This window comes from Leisingera sp. S2M4, from assembly GCF_055398055.1.
This window is the reverse complement of record NZ_AP040862.1, coordinates 444,147-459,883: the sequence shown is the minus strand read 5'-3', so window position 1 is coordinate 459,883 and position 15,737 is coordinate 444,147. Positions and strand designations below refer to the sequence as shown.

Sequence of the window (15,737 nt, the reverse complement as noted above, 5' to 3'; positions counted from 1 at the left end):
AACTTCTTCGGATCATCGAAGGGCTGACGCAGTCATGGCCATGGCGAGGCACCGCCGCGGTTGAAACGGCCATACGGCTGAGCAACGCGCTGCGGTTCCCGAAAGAGCGCCGCATCGAAACCCTCTAGCTAAAAGAACACGACGCCTTGCAGAAGCGCCAGCAGCAAGGTCTTAGATGTCAATGGGAATATAGCCTGTACGGGCATCTTTGGGGCTGACCCCAAAGTATTTCTTGAATTCACGACTGAAATGCGACGGGTTATCGTAGCCCACGCGGCGGGCGGCCTCATTTGCGGGCAAACCTTCGGAGAGGATCAAACCCTTGGCGCGCGCCAAACGCGTGGCTTTCAGGTATTGCAGAGGCGACGTGCCGGTGACCGCCTTGAATGCGCGATGGAAGACGGGCACGCTCATCCCGACTTCGCGGGCCATGGCGTCAACGCTGAGCGGCGCGGCGAAGTTTTCACGGATCGTGACGATACTCTGTGATACGCGCCCGTGATGTGTACCCTCTTGCGCCAGCGCGCGCAGCGAGGGGCCATGCGGGCCTTCGATCGCGTGAAACAGGATCTCCCGCAGTATACCGGCCCCCAGCGCCTGGCTGGCCGCATCAGAACAAAGCGCGCGCATCAACCGATGAACCGCGTCGCGCATTTCTCCATGCAACGCTGCGGGCGTCACACCCAGAGAAGTCGCCGTTCGTGGGACCGGCCCGTCCAGCTTCATCAACTTCAGGAACTCGATCAGATCTGCGCGTTCGATATCAACAAACAGACCCAGCATAGGTTCGTCAGCTGTGGCGTGAGTCTCGCATTCAAAAGGCAGTGGGACCGACAACACCAAGTAATGATCGGGGTCGTAGTGAAAAACGCGGTCCCCCAGATAGCCCGTCTTGTTGCCCTGCAACATCAGCACCAGCCCCGCATTGTAGATCAGCGGCGCGCGCGCGACAGGCTCAGTGGACCAGAAAAAACGCACACCCGGCAGCGCGGTTTCGACGAAACCTGCACCGGGCTCGAACCCATGCCGTTTTTTCAGCTCGTCAAAGATGTCCATGGTGGACCCATTTGCCCTGTGAGACGAATTGAACACATATGACGCCATTTGGATCAGTTGCAAGCTGCACTGCGATAGAAAAGTGCAAGTTTTCGATAGGAACCTTCATTCACGGAACAGCGAACCCATACCACTTTAGGCCCATCAATTCGCCAAAACTGAAAGGGCCAAGATTATGACAAAAGCTGCAAAACCACTCGCAGTCATCACTGGTGCATCTTCGGGTATCGGGGCCGCTATCACGCGGCATCTGTCAGATGAAGGACACCCGCTATTGCTACTTGCCCGTCGTGCAGACCGCCTTGAGGCGCTCAGTCTGCCCAATGCGATGTGTCGCGCCGTCGACGTTACGGACACTGCCGCGCTGACGGCTGCGATCGACGAAGCGGAAGCAGCATACGGTCCAGTCGATCTTCTGGTGAACAACGCCGGCGTCATGCTACTCGGAGCACTGGATGCGCAGGACATGTCGGAATGGCAGCGCATGTTCAATGTAAACGTACTCGCTCTGCTCGGGGCGACGCAGGCAGTCTTGGGCCGCATGAAGGCGCGCAAAGGCGGCACGATCATGAATGTCAGCTCTATCGCGGGCAAAAAAACTTTTCCAAATCACGCTGCCTACACAGGCAGCAAATTTGCAGTCACCGGCATTACCGAAAACCTGCGCGAAGAAGTGGCCGACAGCGGTGTGCGGGTGATGGCTATCTATCCGGGTGCTGTGGAAACCGAGCTGTTGAGCCACACAACTGACGAGAAAATCGTGGAAGACTACGAGGGCTGGAAAACCTCGATGGGCGGCGTGCTGGTCGCAGATGACATCGCCCGTGCGGCATTATTCATGTACACCCAACCGCAAGGCGTGAATATCCGCGACATCACTATCGCGGCGACACGTCAGCCATCGTAGACCCATGCCCTCTTCGTAGCTTGGGCACCAAATTTCAGAGTAACGGTGTGGCACATGGTCATCTATCGAGTCTGCTGTTGGGGTCGTAAAAGGGGCCTTAACACTGACGTCGAGGGCTGAGACCGCCTCATTGGCAGGGATCAGGATCGGATCGCAGGCCAGCGCGCGGGTGGTGACACGGAACAGCAGCTCGTTTCGGATGTCGAACCGCACCGTCAGGTCCTCGATCTCCAGAACCGGTTTGCTTCGATCCAAAGGTGCGACGGAGAACCCGGCGCTGACTATTGCGGCGTCGACGATCCGCCAAGCTGATCAAATCGCGGGCGAGTGTCCGCGCGGCTATATCTAACGCCCCCGTGTACCGTCCGGGTACTCAGTCGGCGCCACCAGATCCGAAGGGCGCCTGCCGCAGCACCGGCAGGCGCCCTTCGCGGTACGCGCCGCTTTGCAATCCAGCAGTGCGATTGCCCAGCGTCCTCTCTCGCCCTGAATGCAAGCGCCCGAGCATGCATTCACACACCCTCTGGCATCCATAGCCCAACCCTATTTGCGCGGAACCCCACTTCGCGGTGTTCTGCCGCCAATACCCCGACCAACAGGAGCATGAACGATGAACACTAATGCCACCTTTATCCGCGGCGGCCTGCTGGCCCTGGGCCTCACCGCCCTGGCCCCGGTTGCGGCGCTGGCTGACAGCGTCAGCATCCGTCTCGGCCACGTGCTGCCGGAAAGCCACAGCTGGCACAAGGCCGCAACCGGCTTCGCCGAAGACGTGAACACCCGGACCGAAGGCCGCGTGCAGATCGACGTCTACCCCTCCGGCCAGCTCGGCAGCGAGAAGGAAGTGATCGAAGGGCTCCAGTTCGGCTCGGTGCAGGCGGGGCTCATCGGCTCCGGCTCCTTCCAGTCGATCGAGCCGCGGGTCGGCATCATCGAGATGCCCTATGCCTGGAGCTCCCGCGAGCAGGCCTTCGCCGCGCTGGACGGGGAACTGGGCGATGCGCTGGCCAACATGCTGGAGGACAAGGGGCTGAAGGTGATCGGCTGGTGGGAGAACGGCTTCCGCAACATCACCAACAACACCCGCCCGATCGAGACGCCCGCCGACCTCGAAGGGCTGAAAATCCGCGTGACCCCGGACAAGGTCCGTCTGGCGACCTTCGAAAGCCTCGGCGCGGAACCGGCGCCGCTGTCGTTTGGCGAATTGTACTCCGCCCTGCAGCAGGGGCTGTTCGACGCGCAGGAAAACCCGCTGGCGATCATCCACTCCGCCTCCTTCTTCGAGGTGCAGAAATACGTCTCCCTCTCCGAGCACATCTGGGGCGCGGCAACCCTGACGCTGTCGAACCAGGTCTGGAACAAGCTGTCCGAAGAGGATCAGGCCATCGTGGCCGAGGCCGCGGCCGAATGGGGTGGCAAGCAGCGCGCCATGGTGGCCGAGGCCAACGACGCGCTGATCGAGCAGCTGAAGGCCGAGGGCATGGAGTTTAACACTGTCGACAAGGCCGCTTTTGCCGAGGCCGTGGCGCCGATCTGGGAACGCCAGAAAGAAGTCTATGGCGCGGAGCTGCTCTCCATCCTGGACCAGTACCGGAAATGAGCCTCGCGCCGGAAATCAAGGAAGTTGCATCGGTCGATCCGGTGCAGCTTTTCGACTTCAGCCAAAAGGTGCTGTTCTCCCCCGCCGCGCGCGGGGAGGGCTTCATCAAGCTGAGCGTGACCACGGGCAAAAAAGGCGCCCGCTCGGTCGCCCACAGCCACCCGCGTGACGAGGTGACGCTGACCCTCAAGGGCGAGGCGGTGCTGCGCGCGGGCGGCAAGGAATACCGGATGACCGAAGGCACCGCGGTGCGCCTGCCGCCCGGGCTCGACCACGAGGTCGAGGTGCTCTCAGACGAATGGGTGGTGGTGGCGGCCTATTGCGACGAATGCATGCTGTGCCGCGGCCCGGAAGGACTGATGCAACCATGAATATCTCTTCGACGACTGACGCCGCCGCAGCCGGGCTGGACCGGGCGGCGCGCTGGACCGGCGCCGCGATGGTCGCGGGCTTTGCCGCGATGGTGGTCTATGTTGTGATCTCGCGTTACCTGTTTTCCTCCACCCCCCGCTGGGCCGAGGAGCTGCCGCGGCTTTTGCTGGTCTGGCTGACCTTCACCGGAGCGGTGTCCTGCTTCATCCGCCGCACCCACTTCCGCGCAGGGCTGCTGGACCTGATGCCGATGCCCGCGCTTCTGCGCCGCGCATTTGCGCTGCTCGCAGGGCTGGCGAGCGCCGCCTTCCTGGTGGTGCTGGCGGTGAACGGCGCCCGGCTGACCGGCATCACCTGGAGCCACCAGACCACGGCGCTGTCGCTGCCGGTGGGGCTGTTCTACCTGGCGCTGCCGGTCTGCGGCGGCGCGGCGCTTCTGGGGATGCTGCTGAAAGGGGGCCGCGCATGAGCCTGGCCCTTGTCCTGCTCCTTGTGGCCTTCGTGGTGCTGGTGCTGATCGACGCGCCGATCGCGGTGGCGCTTGGCCTGTCGTCGATGTTCTACCTGCTGATTGCCGATACCGCACCGATGCTGGTGGTGGCGCAGCGCGCGGTGGCGGGGATCAACAGCTTCACGCTGCTGGCGATCCCACTGTTTTTGCTGGCGGGGCTGCTGATGGTCCACGGCGGGCTCGCGCCGCGGATCATCGCCCTGTGCTCGGCGCTGATCGGGCGGCGTACCGGCGGGCTTGCAATGGTGATGATCATCGCCTGCATGATGTTCGGCTCGCTCTCCGGCTCCGGCGTCGCCGACGTGGTGGCAATCGGCACCATGATGCTGCCCGCGATGCGCGACCAGGGCTATGCCCGGGGCTTCAGCGCCGCGGCGCTTGGCTGCGCCGGTTCGCTCGGCACCGTGATCCCGCCCTCGATCGTGCTGATCGTCTATGGCACCGCCACCAACAGCTCGATCGGCCAGCTTTTCGTCGCCGCCATCGTGCCCGGCGTGCTTTTGGGCCTTGGCCTGATGCTGGTGGCCTGGCTGATCTCCCGCAGGAACGGCTGGCAGGGCGGGCGCGACTTCTCCTGGCCCGAGCTGGGCCGGGCCGCGCGCGGCTCGATCCTGGCGATGATCGCGCCCCTGGTGATCGTCGGCGGCATCCGGCTCGGCATCTTCACCCCGACCGAGGCCGCGGGCATCGGCGTGGCTTACGCGCTGTTCATCGGTGTCTTCGTCTACCGGGTGATCACCCTCACGCTGCTGATGCGGCTCTTGCGCGAAACCACCGAGATGACCGGCGCTATCCTGCTGGTGATCGCCGCGGCTTCGGTCTTCGGCTGGATCCTGGCTGCCGAGCAGGTACCGCAGATGGCGGTTGCGGGCATCACCCAGGCCACCGAAAGCGCCACCGTCGCGCTCTTGATGATGATGGCGATCCTGCTGGTGCTTGGCACTTTTATGGAGAGCATCGCGATCATCCTGATCCTCGCGCCGGTGTTCCTGCCGATCCTGGGCCACTACGGCATCGACCCTGTCTATTTCGGCATCCTGCTGACCATCAACCTCGCGATCGGCGCCAATACCCCGCCGCTTGGCATCGACCTGATGGCTGCCTGCCGTGTCGGGGATATCCCGCTCAGCGACTCCTTTCGCTATCTGGTGCCCTTTTTGGGCGTGATGGCGGGCGTGCTGCTGCTGCTGGTCCTTTTCCCCTCCCTCATCACACAGCTGCCCGGGGTCCTGTTCTGACCCCGCGGCCTCCTCAAAAAGAAAGCTGATCCCATGCCAATTCCTGAAGATACACGCGCCGACCTGGATCGGTTCTGGTCCACCATCGAAGCCTCCGCCGAGATCGGCAAGGGCCGCCCCGGCGGGCTCTCCCGCCTTACCCTCAGCGACGAGGACCGCGCCATGCGCGACCTGTTCTGCCGCTGGTGCGAAGAGGCCGGACTGAGCGTCGAGGTCGACGCGGCCGGCAACATCTTCGGCCGCCGCGACGGCACCGACAACAGCCTGCCGCCGATCCTGATCGGCAGCCACCTCGACACCCAGATCAACGGCGGCCGCTTCGACGGCATCGCTGGCGTGCTCGCGGGGCTGGAGGTGGTGCGCCGCCTCAACGACCTCGGCCATGTCACCCGCCGCCCCATTGTCATCGTAGACTGGACCAACGAGGAAGGCGCCCGCTTCTCGCCGCCGATGGTGGCCTCGGGCTGTTTCACCGGCCACTACGACATCGGCTGGGTGCATGACCTGATCGGCGACGACGGCACCCGCTTCGGCGACGAACTGGAGCGCATCGGCTACAAGGGCGAGCGGCCCTGCAAGGCGGGCGAGATCGACGCCTATTTCGAGCTGCACATCGAGCAGGGCCCGATCCTGGATGCCGAGAAGCGCGAGGTCGGCATCGTCACCGGCGGCTACCCGGTGCGCGGCATCCGTGCCTCGTTCAAGGGCCAGACCTCGCACACCGGGCCGACCCCGATGGACCTGCGCAAGAACGCGCTGGCGGCGGGCGCGCGCTGGCTCACCGCGGTGGATGACATCGGCTGGGAGTTCGCGGTGCATGACGGCAAGGCCACCGCCGCCCGGCTCACCGCCTGGCCGAACAAGCCCGGCATCCTGTCGGACACCGCCGAGGCGGTCTGCGACGTGCGCCACCCCGACCCGGTGACCACCCGCGCCATGGCCGAGAAGATGCGCCGCGCCTTGTTCGAGGCGGCCGCGCGCTGCGGCTGCGAGGCGGTGATTGAGGACGAATGGGAATGGGGCGGCGCCATTTTCGACGAAGAGATGATCGACGGCCTGCGCGCCGAAGCCATCCGCATGGGCTGCAACTGGCGCGACATCCAGAGCCAGGCGGGCCACGACGCCTATTTCCTTGCCACCCATTGCCCGACGGCGATGATCTTCACGCCTTGCAAGAACGGCATCACCCACAACAACGAGGAACACTGCGAGCCTCAGGACTTCGCCGCCGGGCTGAACATCCTCTTGCACGCGGTGGTGAAGCGGGCGGACCGGTGAGCAGGCTGATTTCACACGACGGCGTGGAGGCGGCGCTGGACTGGGCGCCGCTGATCGCCGAACTGCGCCACTGGTACCGTGCCGGCAATGTAGAGGCGCCGGAGCGGCAGGTGCTGAGCATCCCGCAGCCCGACGGCAGCGAGGCGACGCTGCTGGTGATGCCCGCCTGGGTGCCGGGGGAGGCCATCGGGATGAAAGCGGTGACCTTCTTTCCGCAGAACGCGGCGAAGGGCCTGCCGACGATCAACGCGGGCTACCTGCTGTTTGACGGCGCCACCGGGCAGATGCGTGCCGCGCTCGACGGAGACGCGCTGACCGCGCGCCGCACTGCTGCGGCCTCGGCGCTGGCGGCGGACTGCCTGGCCCGGCGCGATGCCCGGACCCTGGTGATCGCGGGCACCGGCCAGCTCGCGCTGGCCGTCGCGCAGGCGCATTGCGCCGTGCGCGATTACGCCAGCGTCCAGGTCTGGGGCCGCAGCCCACAGAAAGCCGTGGCCATTGCCGCGGATCTCGCCGCGCTTGGCCTGCCGGCGGAGGCCACCGAGGATCTGGAGACCGCCTGCCGCAGCGCCGATGTGGTCAGCACCGTCACCGCCGCCACGCAGCCGTTTATCCGCGGCGCCTGGCTGCGCGAGGGCAGTCACCTGGACCTGATCGGCGCCTTCAAGACGGATATGCGCGAGAGCGACGATCAGGCCATCATCCAGGCTGAGCTGTTCGTAGACCTGCGCAGCGGCGCCTCGCTTGCGGGCGATCTGGCGCAGCCGCTGGAGGCCGGGATCATCACACCGGCGCACATCCTTGCCGACCTGTCCGAGCTCTGCCGGGGAGACCACCCCGGCCGCCGCAGCGATCAGGCCCACACGGTGTTCAAATCCGCGGGCATGGCGCTGCAGGACCTCGCGGCCGCGAGCCTAGCGGCCGACGCGACCGGCTGATTGCACTCGCAAGCGCGGGTCTTTGCAGGCCCGCGCCTTTACGCCCACCGGCTCAGGCCATGTCGGGGTAAAGCGCCAGCAGCTCCTTCGCGGTCTGCACGAATTTCTGCTCTGGCGGCGACAGCGTCTCCAGCGGCGCATGCACCAGGTAGACATCCGCGCCGATCTGTTCGTCGGTGATCTTCAACGGCCAGAGATCGCCGCGCCGGATATCGTCCTGCGCCGTCATCAGGGGCAGGATGCCGATGCCGAGCCCCGCCACGATCATCCGCCGCACCTCCTCCATGTTGGTGCTGAGCCCGTTGATGCGGCTGCCGATGCGCGTGCCCTCGCGCAGGACCGACATCGGCTCCAGCCCCATGCCCTCGGTCGCGCAGGCAAAGGAGATGAAGGGCTCGCGCTGGAGATCGCGCAGCGCCACCTCCTCGCGGCCGAACAGGGGATGCTCGGCCCCGCAGAACACCCGGAACTCCTCGCGGAACAAGAGCACGCAGGGCAGGTTCACCAGCGGCCGCGCCAGCAGGCAGAAGCCCAGCGTCGCCTTGCCCTGCTGGATCGCGCGCACGATGGACTGGCTGTTCTGCACCTCGCTCTGGAAGGCAACGGATGGATACCGCTGGTGATAGAGGCGAAACAGCTCGTCCAGCATCGGCGACACCAAGTTGCTAATGATCTGGTAGCGCACCTGGCCGCGTTCTTCCTGTTCGGCGTTTTCCACCAGAAGCGCGATGCGCTCGGCGCTGTGAAAGATGTCGCGGCATTCCTGGAAGATCTTGTCGCCGCGCAGGGTCAGCTCGAAATGGCGGCTGTCGCGAAACACCAGCTGGCAGCCGAGCTGCGCCTCCAGCTTTTGCAGCGCGTTGCTGACCGAGGGCTGACTCAACCCCAGCCGTCGCGCCGCTTTGGTGATGCTGCGCTCGCGGGCGATCATATAGAACACCCTAAGCAAGTTCCAGTTTAGCTCGGACTGCAAAGGCATTTCCATCGCGTCTCTTCTGCCGACTGTTCCAGTTGCCGCTACCCTATCCCGCTTTCCCCCGATCCGTACATCGGCAAAAGCTATGGGTAACATCGTTATGAGCTATGCCCAGATGTCGGCCGCGGCCTGTGCGCCCGTGCCGGACGCGGTTAGTACTTGTGACGCAGAACACACGCAAAAGGAAAGCACCATGAGCATCACCCGCCTTCGCCCCGGCCCGCGCATGAGCCAGGTTGTCATTCATGGCGAGACTGTCTACCTCGCAGGCCAGGTCGGCAGCCCCGGTGCCGATGTTGCCGACCAGACCCGAGACTGCCTTGCCGCGATCGACCGACTATTGGAAGAAGCGGGGAGCAACAAGTCCAAGCTGCTGCAGGTCACCATCTGGCTTGCTGACATGGCCGACTTTGACGCGATGAACGCGGTCTATGACGCTTGGGTCGATCCGGAGCACCCAGCCGCACGGGCCTGTGGTGAAGCCCGGTTGGCAACGCCGGATTACAAGGTGGAATTCATCGTCACTGCCGCGCTCTGATCCTCCCCTCAGGACCGCGCGGCGGCAGGGCGGGGGTAATGGCTGACATAGCCCCCGCCTATTTGACCCTGGCCGCGCGCCGCCGCCATCATCACGGACAAGCAAAAGCACAGGACCGGGTATGACCTCAGCTCTTCCTCAGACGGACATCGAAACCGCCACCCTCGGTCATTTCCTTGATACCGGCTTCATGGCGCCATCGGTGCAGGCGCTGCAGCCCGGGCCGCGCATCCTCGGCCCGGCGCTGACGGTGCGGCTGCATGGCGATGACGGTGCTGCGCTGGTCGATGCCCTGTCCCAGGCCGAGCGCGGCCAGGTGATCGTGATCGACCGCTGCGGCGACCTGCGCCACGCCTGCTGGGGCGCGGTCACTACCCGTGCCGCTCTGGCCCGCGGCGTGGCAGGCGCGGTGATCGACGGCTTCATCACCGACCGCAGCGCCATCACCGCGGCGGGCTTCCCGGTCTGGTGCCGCGGCCGCTCGCCCATCACCACCAAGCCGCGCGGCATCGGCGGCGACGTCAACATTCCCGTCACCTGCGGCGGTGTGCCGGTACGCCCCGGAGACCTGGTGCTGGCCGATGAAAACGGTGTCGCGGTGCTCGACCCGACAACGGCCGAGGCGCATCTTGACCGCGCCCGGCAGATGCAGGCCGACGAGACCGCGGTACTCGCACGACTGGACGCGGGCGAGACATTGGCAGAGATCACCCGCCCCGGCCCGGCACGAAGGCGCTCCACGCGGGGCTGAGCCGTCGCCGCCAAACCATTGAATACCCAGCGCGAGAACCGGGAAAACCGGCACGCATACGCCCCCCACCGCAACCAACAGAGAGACCCATGAAACCTGAAATTTCCTCCCGCCCCTTCGGCGGCGGGCTGTCCCTGCTCGCCTCCGCCTCAGCTGCCGTGCTCTCCCTTGCCTGCGCCGCCCCGGCGCTAGCGGGCAAGGCGGACGACACGCTGAACGTCGCCTTTGCCGCCGAGCCGGAGCCGCTCGACACCTACAAGATCGCGGGCCGCCAGGGGCTGATCCTCGCCCGCCACATCTACGACGGGCTGCTCTACAAGGATCTCGACACCGGCGAGATCGTCCCGGCGCTGGCCGAGAGCTGGGAGTTCACCGACCCGATGACGATGGAGTTCACCCTGCGCAAGGGCGTGAAATTCCACAATGGCGCAGAATTCAGCGCCGATGACGTGGTCGCCACGCTCAGCCGGGTGATCGAGCCGGACTACGGCACCCGCTACTCGATCTCGGTGGACTGGATCGGCAGCGTCGAGAAGCTGGACGACCACAAGGTGCGCATCAAAATGGCCAAGCCCTTTGCCGGCGCGGTGGAGATGCTGGCCGATGCGCTGCCGATCTACCCGGCCGCGCAGTTTACCGCCGAAGGCTCCGCCGGGATGGCAGCGGCCCCCGTGGGCACCGGCCCCTACCGTCTGGTCGCGCAGGATCCCGGCATCCGCTACGAGCTGGAGCGCTTCGAGGATCACTACGCAGGCAGCCCCAAGAGCGGCGCCAGCATCGGGCGTATCGTGGTGCGCACCATCCCCGAGATGAACACGCAATATGCCGAGCTGATGTCGGGCGGGCTGGACTGGATCTGGCGCATCCCGCCGGACCAGGCGGCGCGGCTCGAGGGCCGGGTGCAGGTGCTGAGCGCGCCGATCATGCGCATCGGCTATGTCGGCTTTGCCCCCGAGGCGCTGGAAGGCGAAAGCCCGATTGCCGACAAGCGCGTGCGCCAGGCGCTGATCCACGCCACCAACCGCGGCGCCATCGTGGAGGCCTTCGCCGGCGGCGCCTCGGAAGTGCTGAACACCCCCTGCAACCCGGCCCAGTTCGGCTGCGCGCAGGATGTCGCGCGCTACGACTACGACCCGGAGAAAGCGAAATCGCTGCTGGCCGAGGCCGGTTATGCCGAGGGCTTCGATCTGGAGATGGTCTTTGCTGCGATGCCGCGCCCGACCGCGGAAGCGGTGGCGGCCGATCTCGCCAAGGTGGGCGTTACGCTGGAGCTGAACGAGCAGCAGTATGCCGCGGGCATCGGCAAGTGGCGCGCCAGGGAACTGCCCGCCTTCTTCTCCAACTGGGGCAGCTACGGCATCGGCGACAGCGCCTTCATCCTGTCGAACTTCTTTGGCGGCGGCGCCGACGACCTAGTGCAGGACGCCGAGGTCGCAGGCTGGCTGAGCGAGGCCGACACCGCGTCGGACCGCATGGTGCGCGAGGAGAACTACACCCGCGCAGTTCAGAAGATCGCCGAGGAGGCGTATTGGATGCCGATGTACAACTTCAACGTCAACTACGGGCTGTCGCCGGATCTGGACTTCACGCCGCATCCGGATGAATTCGCCCGCTGGTGGATGGCGAACTGGAAGTAAGTGCCGCGCGCGCCTCTCCGGCATTGCGGCGGGCAGCCCCCGGGCGGCCCGCCGCAGACCCGGACCAGTCCGGCCAACCCCGACCAATTGGACCAAGAACATGTTACCCTTCATCTGCAAGCGGCTCCTGGTGGCGCTCGCCGTCTGTCTCACCGTGTCGGCGCTCAGCTTCGGGCTGGTGTTCCTCTCCGGCGATCCCGCCATCGCCATCGCAGGCGCCGGCGGGCGGGCCGAGGACGCCGAGGCGATCCGCCAGGCCTATGGCTTCGACCGGCCGGTACTGATCCAGTTCCTGGACTGGGCAGGCAGTGCGCTCGGCGGCGACCTGGGCCAGAGCATCTACTTCAACACGCCAGTCACCGGCATCATCGCGGGCCGCGCCGGGGTGACGCTGACGCTTGGCTTCATCTCCTTCGTGGTGGCGCTGGCCATTGCGCTGCCGCTCGGCGTGGCGGCGGCGCTGCGACCCAACGGCTGGATCGACCGGCTGGCGCTGGTGATCGCGGTCTCCGGCCAAGCGATCCCCAGCTTCTGGCTCGGGCTGATGGCGATCGTGGTCTTCGGAGTCTGGTACGGGCTGGTGCCGATTTCCGGCGCGGACAGCTGGCGCGGCTATATCCTGCCGGTGGTGGTGCTGAGCTACTACGCGATCCCCGAGCTGATGCGCATCACCCGCTCCGGGATGATCGACGTGCTGGCGAGCGACTACATCCGCGCCGCCCGCGCCAAGGGGCTGCCGATGCAGGTGGTGATCCCGCGCCACGCGCTGCGCAACGCGGTGCTGCCCCTGGTGTCGCTGTCTGCGGTGCAGCTCGGGCAGCTCCTGTCCGGCTCCATCGTGATCGAAAGCGTCTTTGCGCTCAACGGGCTCGGGCGGCTTGCCTGGGAGTCGCTTCTGCGCAGCGACCTGCCCGTGGTGCAGGCGATCATCCTGATCCTCGCGCTGCTCTACGTGCTGCTGACCACGCTGGCCGACATCCTGAACGCTTATCTCGATCCGCGCCTGAGAGGAGCCTCCTGACATGGCCGATCTGAATACCGCCGCGCTGGACACGGAGCCGCCGCGCCCGTCGGTCTGGCGCAAGATGCGCCGCAACAGCGGTGCCGTGACCGGCGGCACGCTGCTGCTGTTGATTGCCGCCATTGCCCTTCTGGCGCCGCTCCTCGCCCCGCATGACCCGGTGGCGCAGGACCTGAGCCGCCGCCTGCTGCCGCCCTTCTGGCACGACCGCGCGGTGCCCGGGCACCTGCTGGGCACCGACCACCTGGGCCGCGATTACCTCTCCCGGCTGATCCACGGCGCGCGGGTGTCGCTGGGCGTCGGGCTGGGGGTGATCCTGGTCTCCGGCGCCATCGGCATCACGCTGGGGCTGCTTGCGGGCTATTTCGGCGGCTGGATCGACATGGTCATCAGCTTTGCCATCACCACCCGCCTGTCGCTGCCGATCGTGCTGGTGGCGCTGGCCGCGGTGGCGCTTGGCGGCGCCTCGCTCACCACGCTGATCACCGTGCTAGGGCTGTTGCTGTGGGACCGCTTCGCCGTGGTCACACGGGCCGCGGCGCAGAGCCTCCGGCATCAGGAGTTCATCCAGGGTTTGCACGCGATCGGCGCCAGCCGCGCCCGCATTCTGTTCCTCGAGATCCTGCCCAACATGCGCGCCACCATCCTCGTCGTGGTCTCGCTGGAGGCCGCCAACGTGATCCTGCTGGAGGCGGCGCTCTCCTTCCTCGGGCTCGGGGTGCGGCCGCCGACGCCGTCCTGGGGTCTGATGATCTCCGAGGGGCGCGACAACATCCTCTTCGATCCCTGGCTGATCGCCCTGCCCGGCGCCGCGCTGTGCCTGCTGGTGCTGGCGGTGAACCTCTTTGGCGACGGCATGCGCGACATCATGGGGCCCGAACGCAAATGAGTGACCTGATACTGGATATCCGCAACCTGAAAGTGACCCTGCCGACCGAGGCCGGAGACCTGAACGCGGTGCGCGGCGCCGATCTGCAGATCGCCCGGGGCGAGACGCTCTGCGTGGTGGGGGAGTCGGGCTGCGGCAAATCGCTGACTGCGACCGCAATCATGGGGTTGCTGCCGCGCTATGCAAAGGTAAGCGCGGACCGTTTCGCGCTCGCAGGCCGGGACATCACAGACCGCCCGCAAAAGCACCTTGCCCGGATGCGCGGCCGCGCGGTGGCGATGATCTTCCAGGATCCCGCCAGCGCGCTCAACCCCACGCTCACAATCGGCCGCCAGCTGACCGAGGGCGTGATGCGCAGCGAGGCGCTGTCTCGCGCCGAAGCCGAGGTCCGCGCGATCACCCTCCTGGACCGGGTCGGCCTCTCCAACCCGGAGGCGCGGCTGCGGCAGTATCCGCATGGCTTCTCCGGCGGCCAGCGCCAGCGCATCATGATCGCCATGGCGCTGATGGGACAACCGCAGCTCTTGATCGCGGACGAGCCGACGACTGCGCTGGACGTCACCATCCAGGCACAGATCCTCGCGCTGCTGAAGGAGCTGCAGGCCGACCTCGGCCTCTCGATGCTGCTGATCACCCATGATCTCGGCGTGGTGGCGGGTGCGGCCAGCAGCGTGGCGGTGATGTATGCCGGCCGCATCGTCGAACGCGCCCCCGCGGCCGAGCTGTTCCGTGCGCCGCAGCATCCTTACACTCAGGGCCTCTTGGCGGCGACCCCGGTGCCGGGCGTCACCCCGCGCGGCAGCCCGCTGCCCGCTATCCCGGGCCGGGTGCCGGGGCTGATCGGCGGCATTGAAGGCTGCGCCTTCCGCAGCCGCTGCGCCCGTGCTGAACCCGCCTGCGCCGCAGACCCGGTGCCGACCCATACGTCTGCCCCAGGCCGCTTTGCCGAATGCCTCAACCCCGTGGAGGTGATGCGATGAGCGCTGCTCCGATGATCCGCCTCGATGGCATCCGCAAGGCCTACCGGCTGCGCCGCGGGCTGTTTTCGCCGCCCGAAGAACTGGTGGCCGTCAAGGGCCTCAGCCTTGATGTGGCCGAGGGCGAGACGCTGGGGCTGGTCGGTGAATCCGGCTGCGGCAAAAGCACCGCGGTCAGCATCCTGCTAGGCCTGCGCCCACCCGATGCCGGCACGGTGGAGATCGCGGGGTGCCCGATCACCAGCCTGCACGCGGAGGAACGTGTGCGCCTGATCCAACCGGTGTTCCAGAATCCCAACGCCTCGCTCAACCCCGTCAAGCGCATCCGACAGCTCATCGCGCAGCCATTGGCCCTGCACGGCGGCGACGGATGCGCAGCAGAGGCCACGCGGTTGATGGACTTGGTCGGCCTGCCCGCGCGGCTGGCCGAAGCCTACCCGGGTGAGCTGTCCGGCGGCCAGCGTCAGCGCGCGGCCATCGCGCGGGCGCTGATCCTGAAGCCGCGGGTGCTGATCTGCGACGAGCCGACCTCGGCGCTGGATGTTTCGGTGCAGGCGCAGATCATCAACCTGCTGCTGGAGCTGAAACGCGAGCTGGGGCTCACCATGGTCTTCGTAAGCCACAACCTCGCGGTGGTGGAGCACCTCGCCGACCGGGTGGCGGTTATGTATCTTGGCGAGAAGGTCGAGGAGGCCGCGACCGGCCGTCTATTCTCCGCACCGCAACACCCCTACACCAAGGCGCTGTTGGCTGCGACGCTGAAGCCCGATCCGGCCGCGGGCCTGCCCGAACAGCTTCTCGGCACCGCGTCGGCAGACCCCTTCGCCCGAACGCAAGGCTGCCTGTTCGCGCCGCGCTGCCCGGCGGCGGAGGATAGCTGCCGCACCGCCCCGCAAGTGCTGCGCGCCGATGGCCGCGGCTCCTTGGTGCGCTGCGCCCGGGCCTGAGACGCCTTCTCCCCCGCCTCCCGGCCCCAAGCCGCAGCCGCCGCGCTGCCCGCCTGCCTTCCTGTCCGGCGGGCGGCGAAGGGTGAAGCCTTTTGGCCGTA

The 15,737-nt window shown here is 66.4% G+C and carries 16 protein-coding genes; 14 read left to right on the top strand and 2 right to left on the bottom strand.

Annotation, left to right across the window (positions count from 1 at the left end):
- Positions 1–171: 171 nt before the first annotated feature.
- Positions 172–1,056, bottom strand: coding sequence for an AraC family transcriptional regulator (locus tag ACZ52D_RS18415; protein ID WP_464443283.1), 885 nt, complete (start codon positions 1,054–1,056; stop codon positions 172–174).
- 175 nt (positions 1,057–1,231) lie between these two features.
- On the opposite strand from ACZ52D_RS18415, the gene ACZ52D_RS18410 reads away from it, so the two are divergent.
- The 7 genes from ACZ52D_RS18410 to lhpI all read left to right on the top strand — a co-directional run bounded on the left by ACZ52D_RS18410 (position 1,232) and on the right by lhpI (position 7,900).
- Positions 1,232–1,963, top strand: coding sequence for an SDR family oxidoreductase (locus ACZ52D_RS18410; protein WP_464443282.1), 732 nt, complete (start codon positions 1,232–1,234; stop codon positions 1,961–1,963).
- A gap of 610 nt (positions 1,964–2,573) precedes the next feature.
- Positions 2,574–3,563: a TRAP transporter substrate-binding protein gene (locus ACZ52D_RS18405; RefSeq protein WP_464443281.1), complete on the top strand. Its 990-nt coding sequence runs from the start codon at positions 2,574–2,576 to the stop codon at positions 3,561–3,563.
- Positions 3,560–3,934, top strand: coding sequence for a cupin domain-containing protein (locus tag ACZ52D_RS18400; RefSeq protein WP_464443280.1), 375 nt, complete (start codon positions 3,560–3,562; stop codon positions 3,932–3,934). The genes ACZ52D_RS18405 and ACZ52D_RS18400 overlap by 4 nt, the downstream gene beginning before the upstream one ends.
- Positions 3,931–4,404 (top strand): TRAP transporter small permease, encoded by a 474-nt coding sequence (locus ACZ52D_RS18395; RefSeq protein ID WP_464443279.1) that lies wholly within the window; start codon positions 3,931–3,933, stop codon positions 4,402–4,404. The genes ACZ52D_RS18400 and ACZ52D_RS18395 overlap by 4 nt, the downstream gene beginning before the upstream one ends.
- On the top strand, positions 4,401–5,684 hold the full coding sequence (locus tag ACZ52D_RS18390) for a TRAP transporter large permease (RefSeq protein ID WP_464443278.1): 1,284 nt from the start codon (positions 4,401–4,403) through the stop codon (positions 5,682–5,684). Before ACZ52D_RS18395 ends, ACZ52D_RS18390 begins: the two co-directional genes overlap by 4 nt.
- A gap of 33 nt (positions 5,685–5,717) precedes the next feature.
- The gene (locus ACZ52D_RS18385; RefSeq protein WP_464443277.1) at positions 5,718–6,962 is read left to right on the top strand and encodes a Zn-dependent hydrolase; all 1,245 of its coding nucleotides are present in this window, start codon (positions 5,718–5,720) and stop codon (positions 6,960–6,962) included.
- Positions 6,959–7,900, top strand: coding sequence for a bifunctional Delta(1)-pyrroline-2-carboxylate/Delta(1)-piperideine-2-carboxylate reductase (gene lhpI / locus ACZ52D_RS18380; protein WP_464443276.1), 942 nt, complete (start codon positions 6,959–6,961; stop codon positions 7,898–7,900). Before ACZ52D_RS18385 ends, lhpI begins: the two co-directional genes overlap by 4 nt.
- Positions 7,901–7,952: 52 nt before the next feature.
- On the opposite strand, the gene ACZ52D_RS18375 is transcribed toward lhpI, so the two are convergent.
- Positions 7,953–8,885 (bottom strand): LysR family transcriptional regulator, encoded by a 933-nt coding sequence (locus tag ACZ52D_RS18375; RefSeq protein WP_464443275.1) that lies wholly within the window; start codon positions 8,883–8,885, stop codon positions 7,953–7,955.
- A 184-nt stretch (positions 8,886–9,069) separates the two neighbouring features.
- Between ACZ52D_RS18375 and ACZ52D_RS18370 the strand changes: the two genes are divergently transcribed.
- The 7 genes from ACZ52D_RS18370 (at position 9,070) to ACZ52D_RS18340 (ending at position 15,636) form a co-directional block, all read left to right on the top strand.
- A complete protein-coding gene (locus tag ACZ52D_RS18370) occupies positions 9,070–9,414 on the top strand; it encodes a RidA family protein (protein WP_464443274.1) in 345 nt (114 codons plus the stop codon).
- Positions 9,415–9,535: 121 nt separating this feature from the next.
- A complete protein-coding gene (locus ACZ52D_RS18365) occupies positions 9,536–10,165 on the top strand; it encodes an RraA family protein (RefSeq protein WP_464443273.1) in 630 nt (209 codons plus the stop codon).
- 89 nt (positions 10,166–10,254) lie between these two features.
- Entirely contained in the window at positions 10,255–11,802 is a 1,548-nt protein-coding gene (locus ACZ52D_RS18360) for an ABC transporter substrate-binding protein (RefSeq protein WP_464443272.1), read from the top strand.
- 100 nt (positions 11,803–11,902) lie between these two features.
- Entirely contained in the window at positions 11,903–12,823 is a 921-nt protein-coding gene (locus ACZ52D_RS18355; protein ID WP_464443271.1) for an ABC transporter permease, read from the top strand.
- A 1-nt stretch (position 12,824) separates the two neighbouring features.
- Positions 12,825–13,712, top strand: a complete 888-nt coding sequence (locus ACZ52D_RS18350) for an ABC transporter permease (protein WP_464443270.1) — start codon at positions 12,825–12,827, stop codon at positions 13,710–13,712.
- On the top strand, positions 13,709–14,692 hold the full coding sequence (locus ACZ52D_RS18345) for an ABC transporter ATP-binding protein (RefSeq protein WP_464443269.1): 984 nt from the start codon (positions 13,709–13,711) through the stop codon (positions 14,690–14,692). The genes ACZ52D_RS18350 and ACZ52D_RS18345 overlap by 4 nt, the downstream gene beginning before the upstream one ends.
- Positions 14,689–15,636, top strand: coding sequence for an oligopeptide/dipeptide ABC transporter ATP-binding protein (locus ACZ52D_RS18340; protein ID WP_464443268.1), 948 nt, complete (start codon positions 14,689–14,691; stop codon positions 15,634–15,636). Before ACZ52D_RS18345 ends, ACZ52D_RS18340 begins: the two co-directional genes overlap by 4 nt.
- The last annotated feature ends 101 nt before the right edge of the window (positions 15,637–15,737 follow it).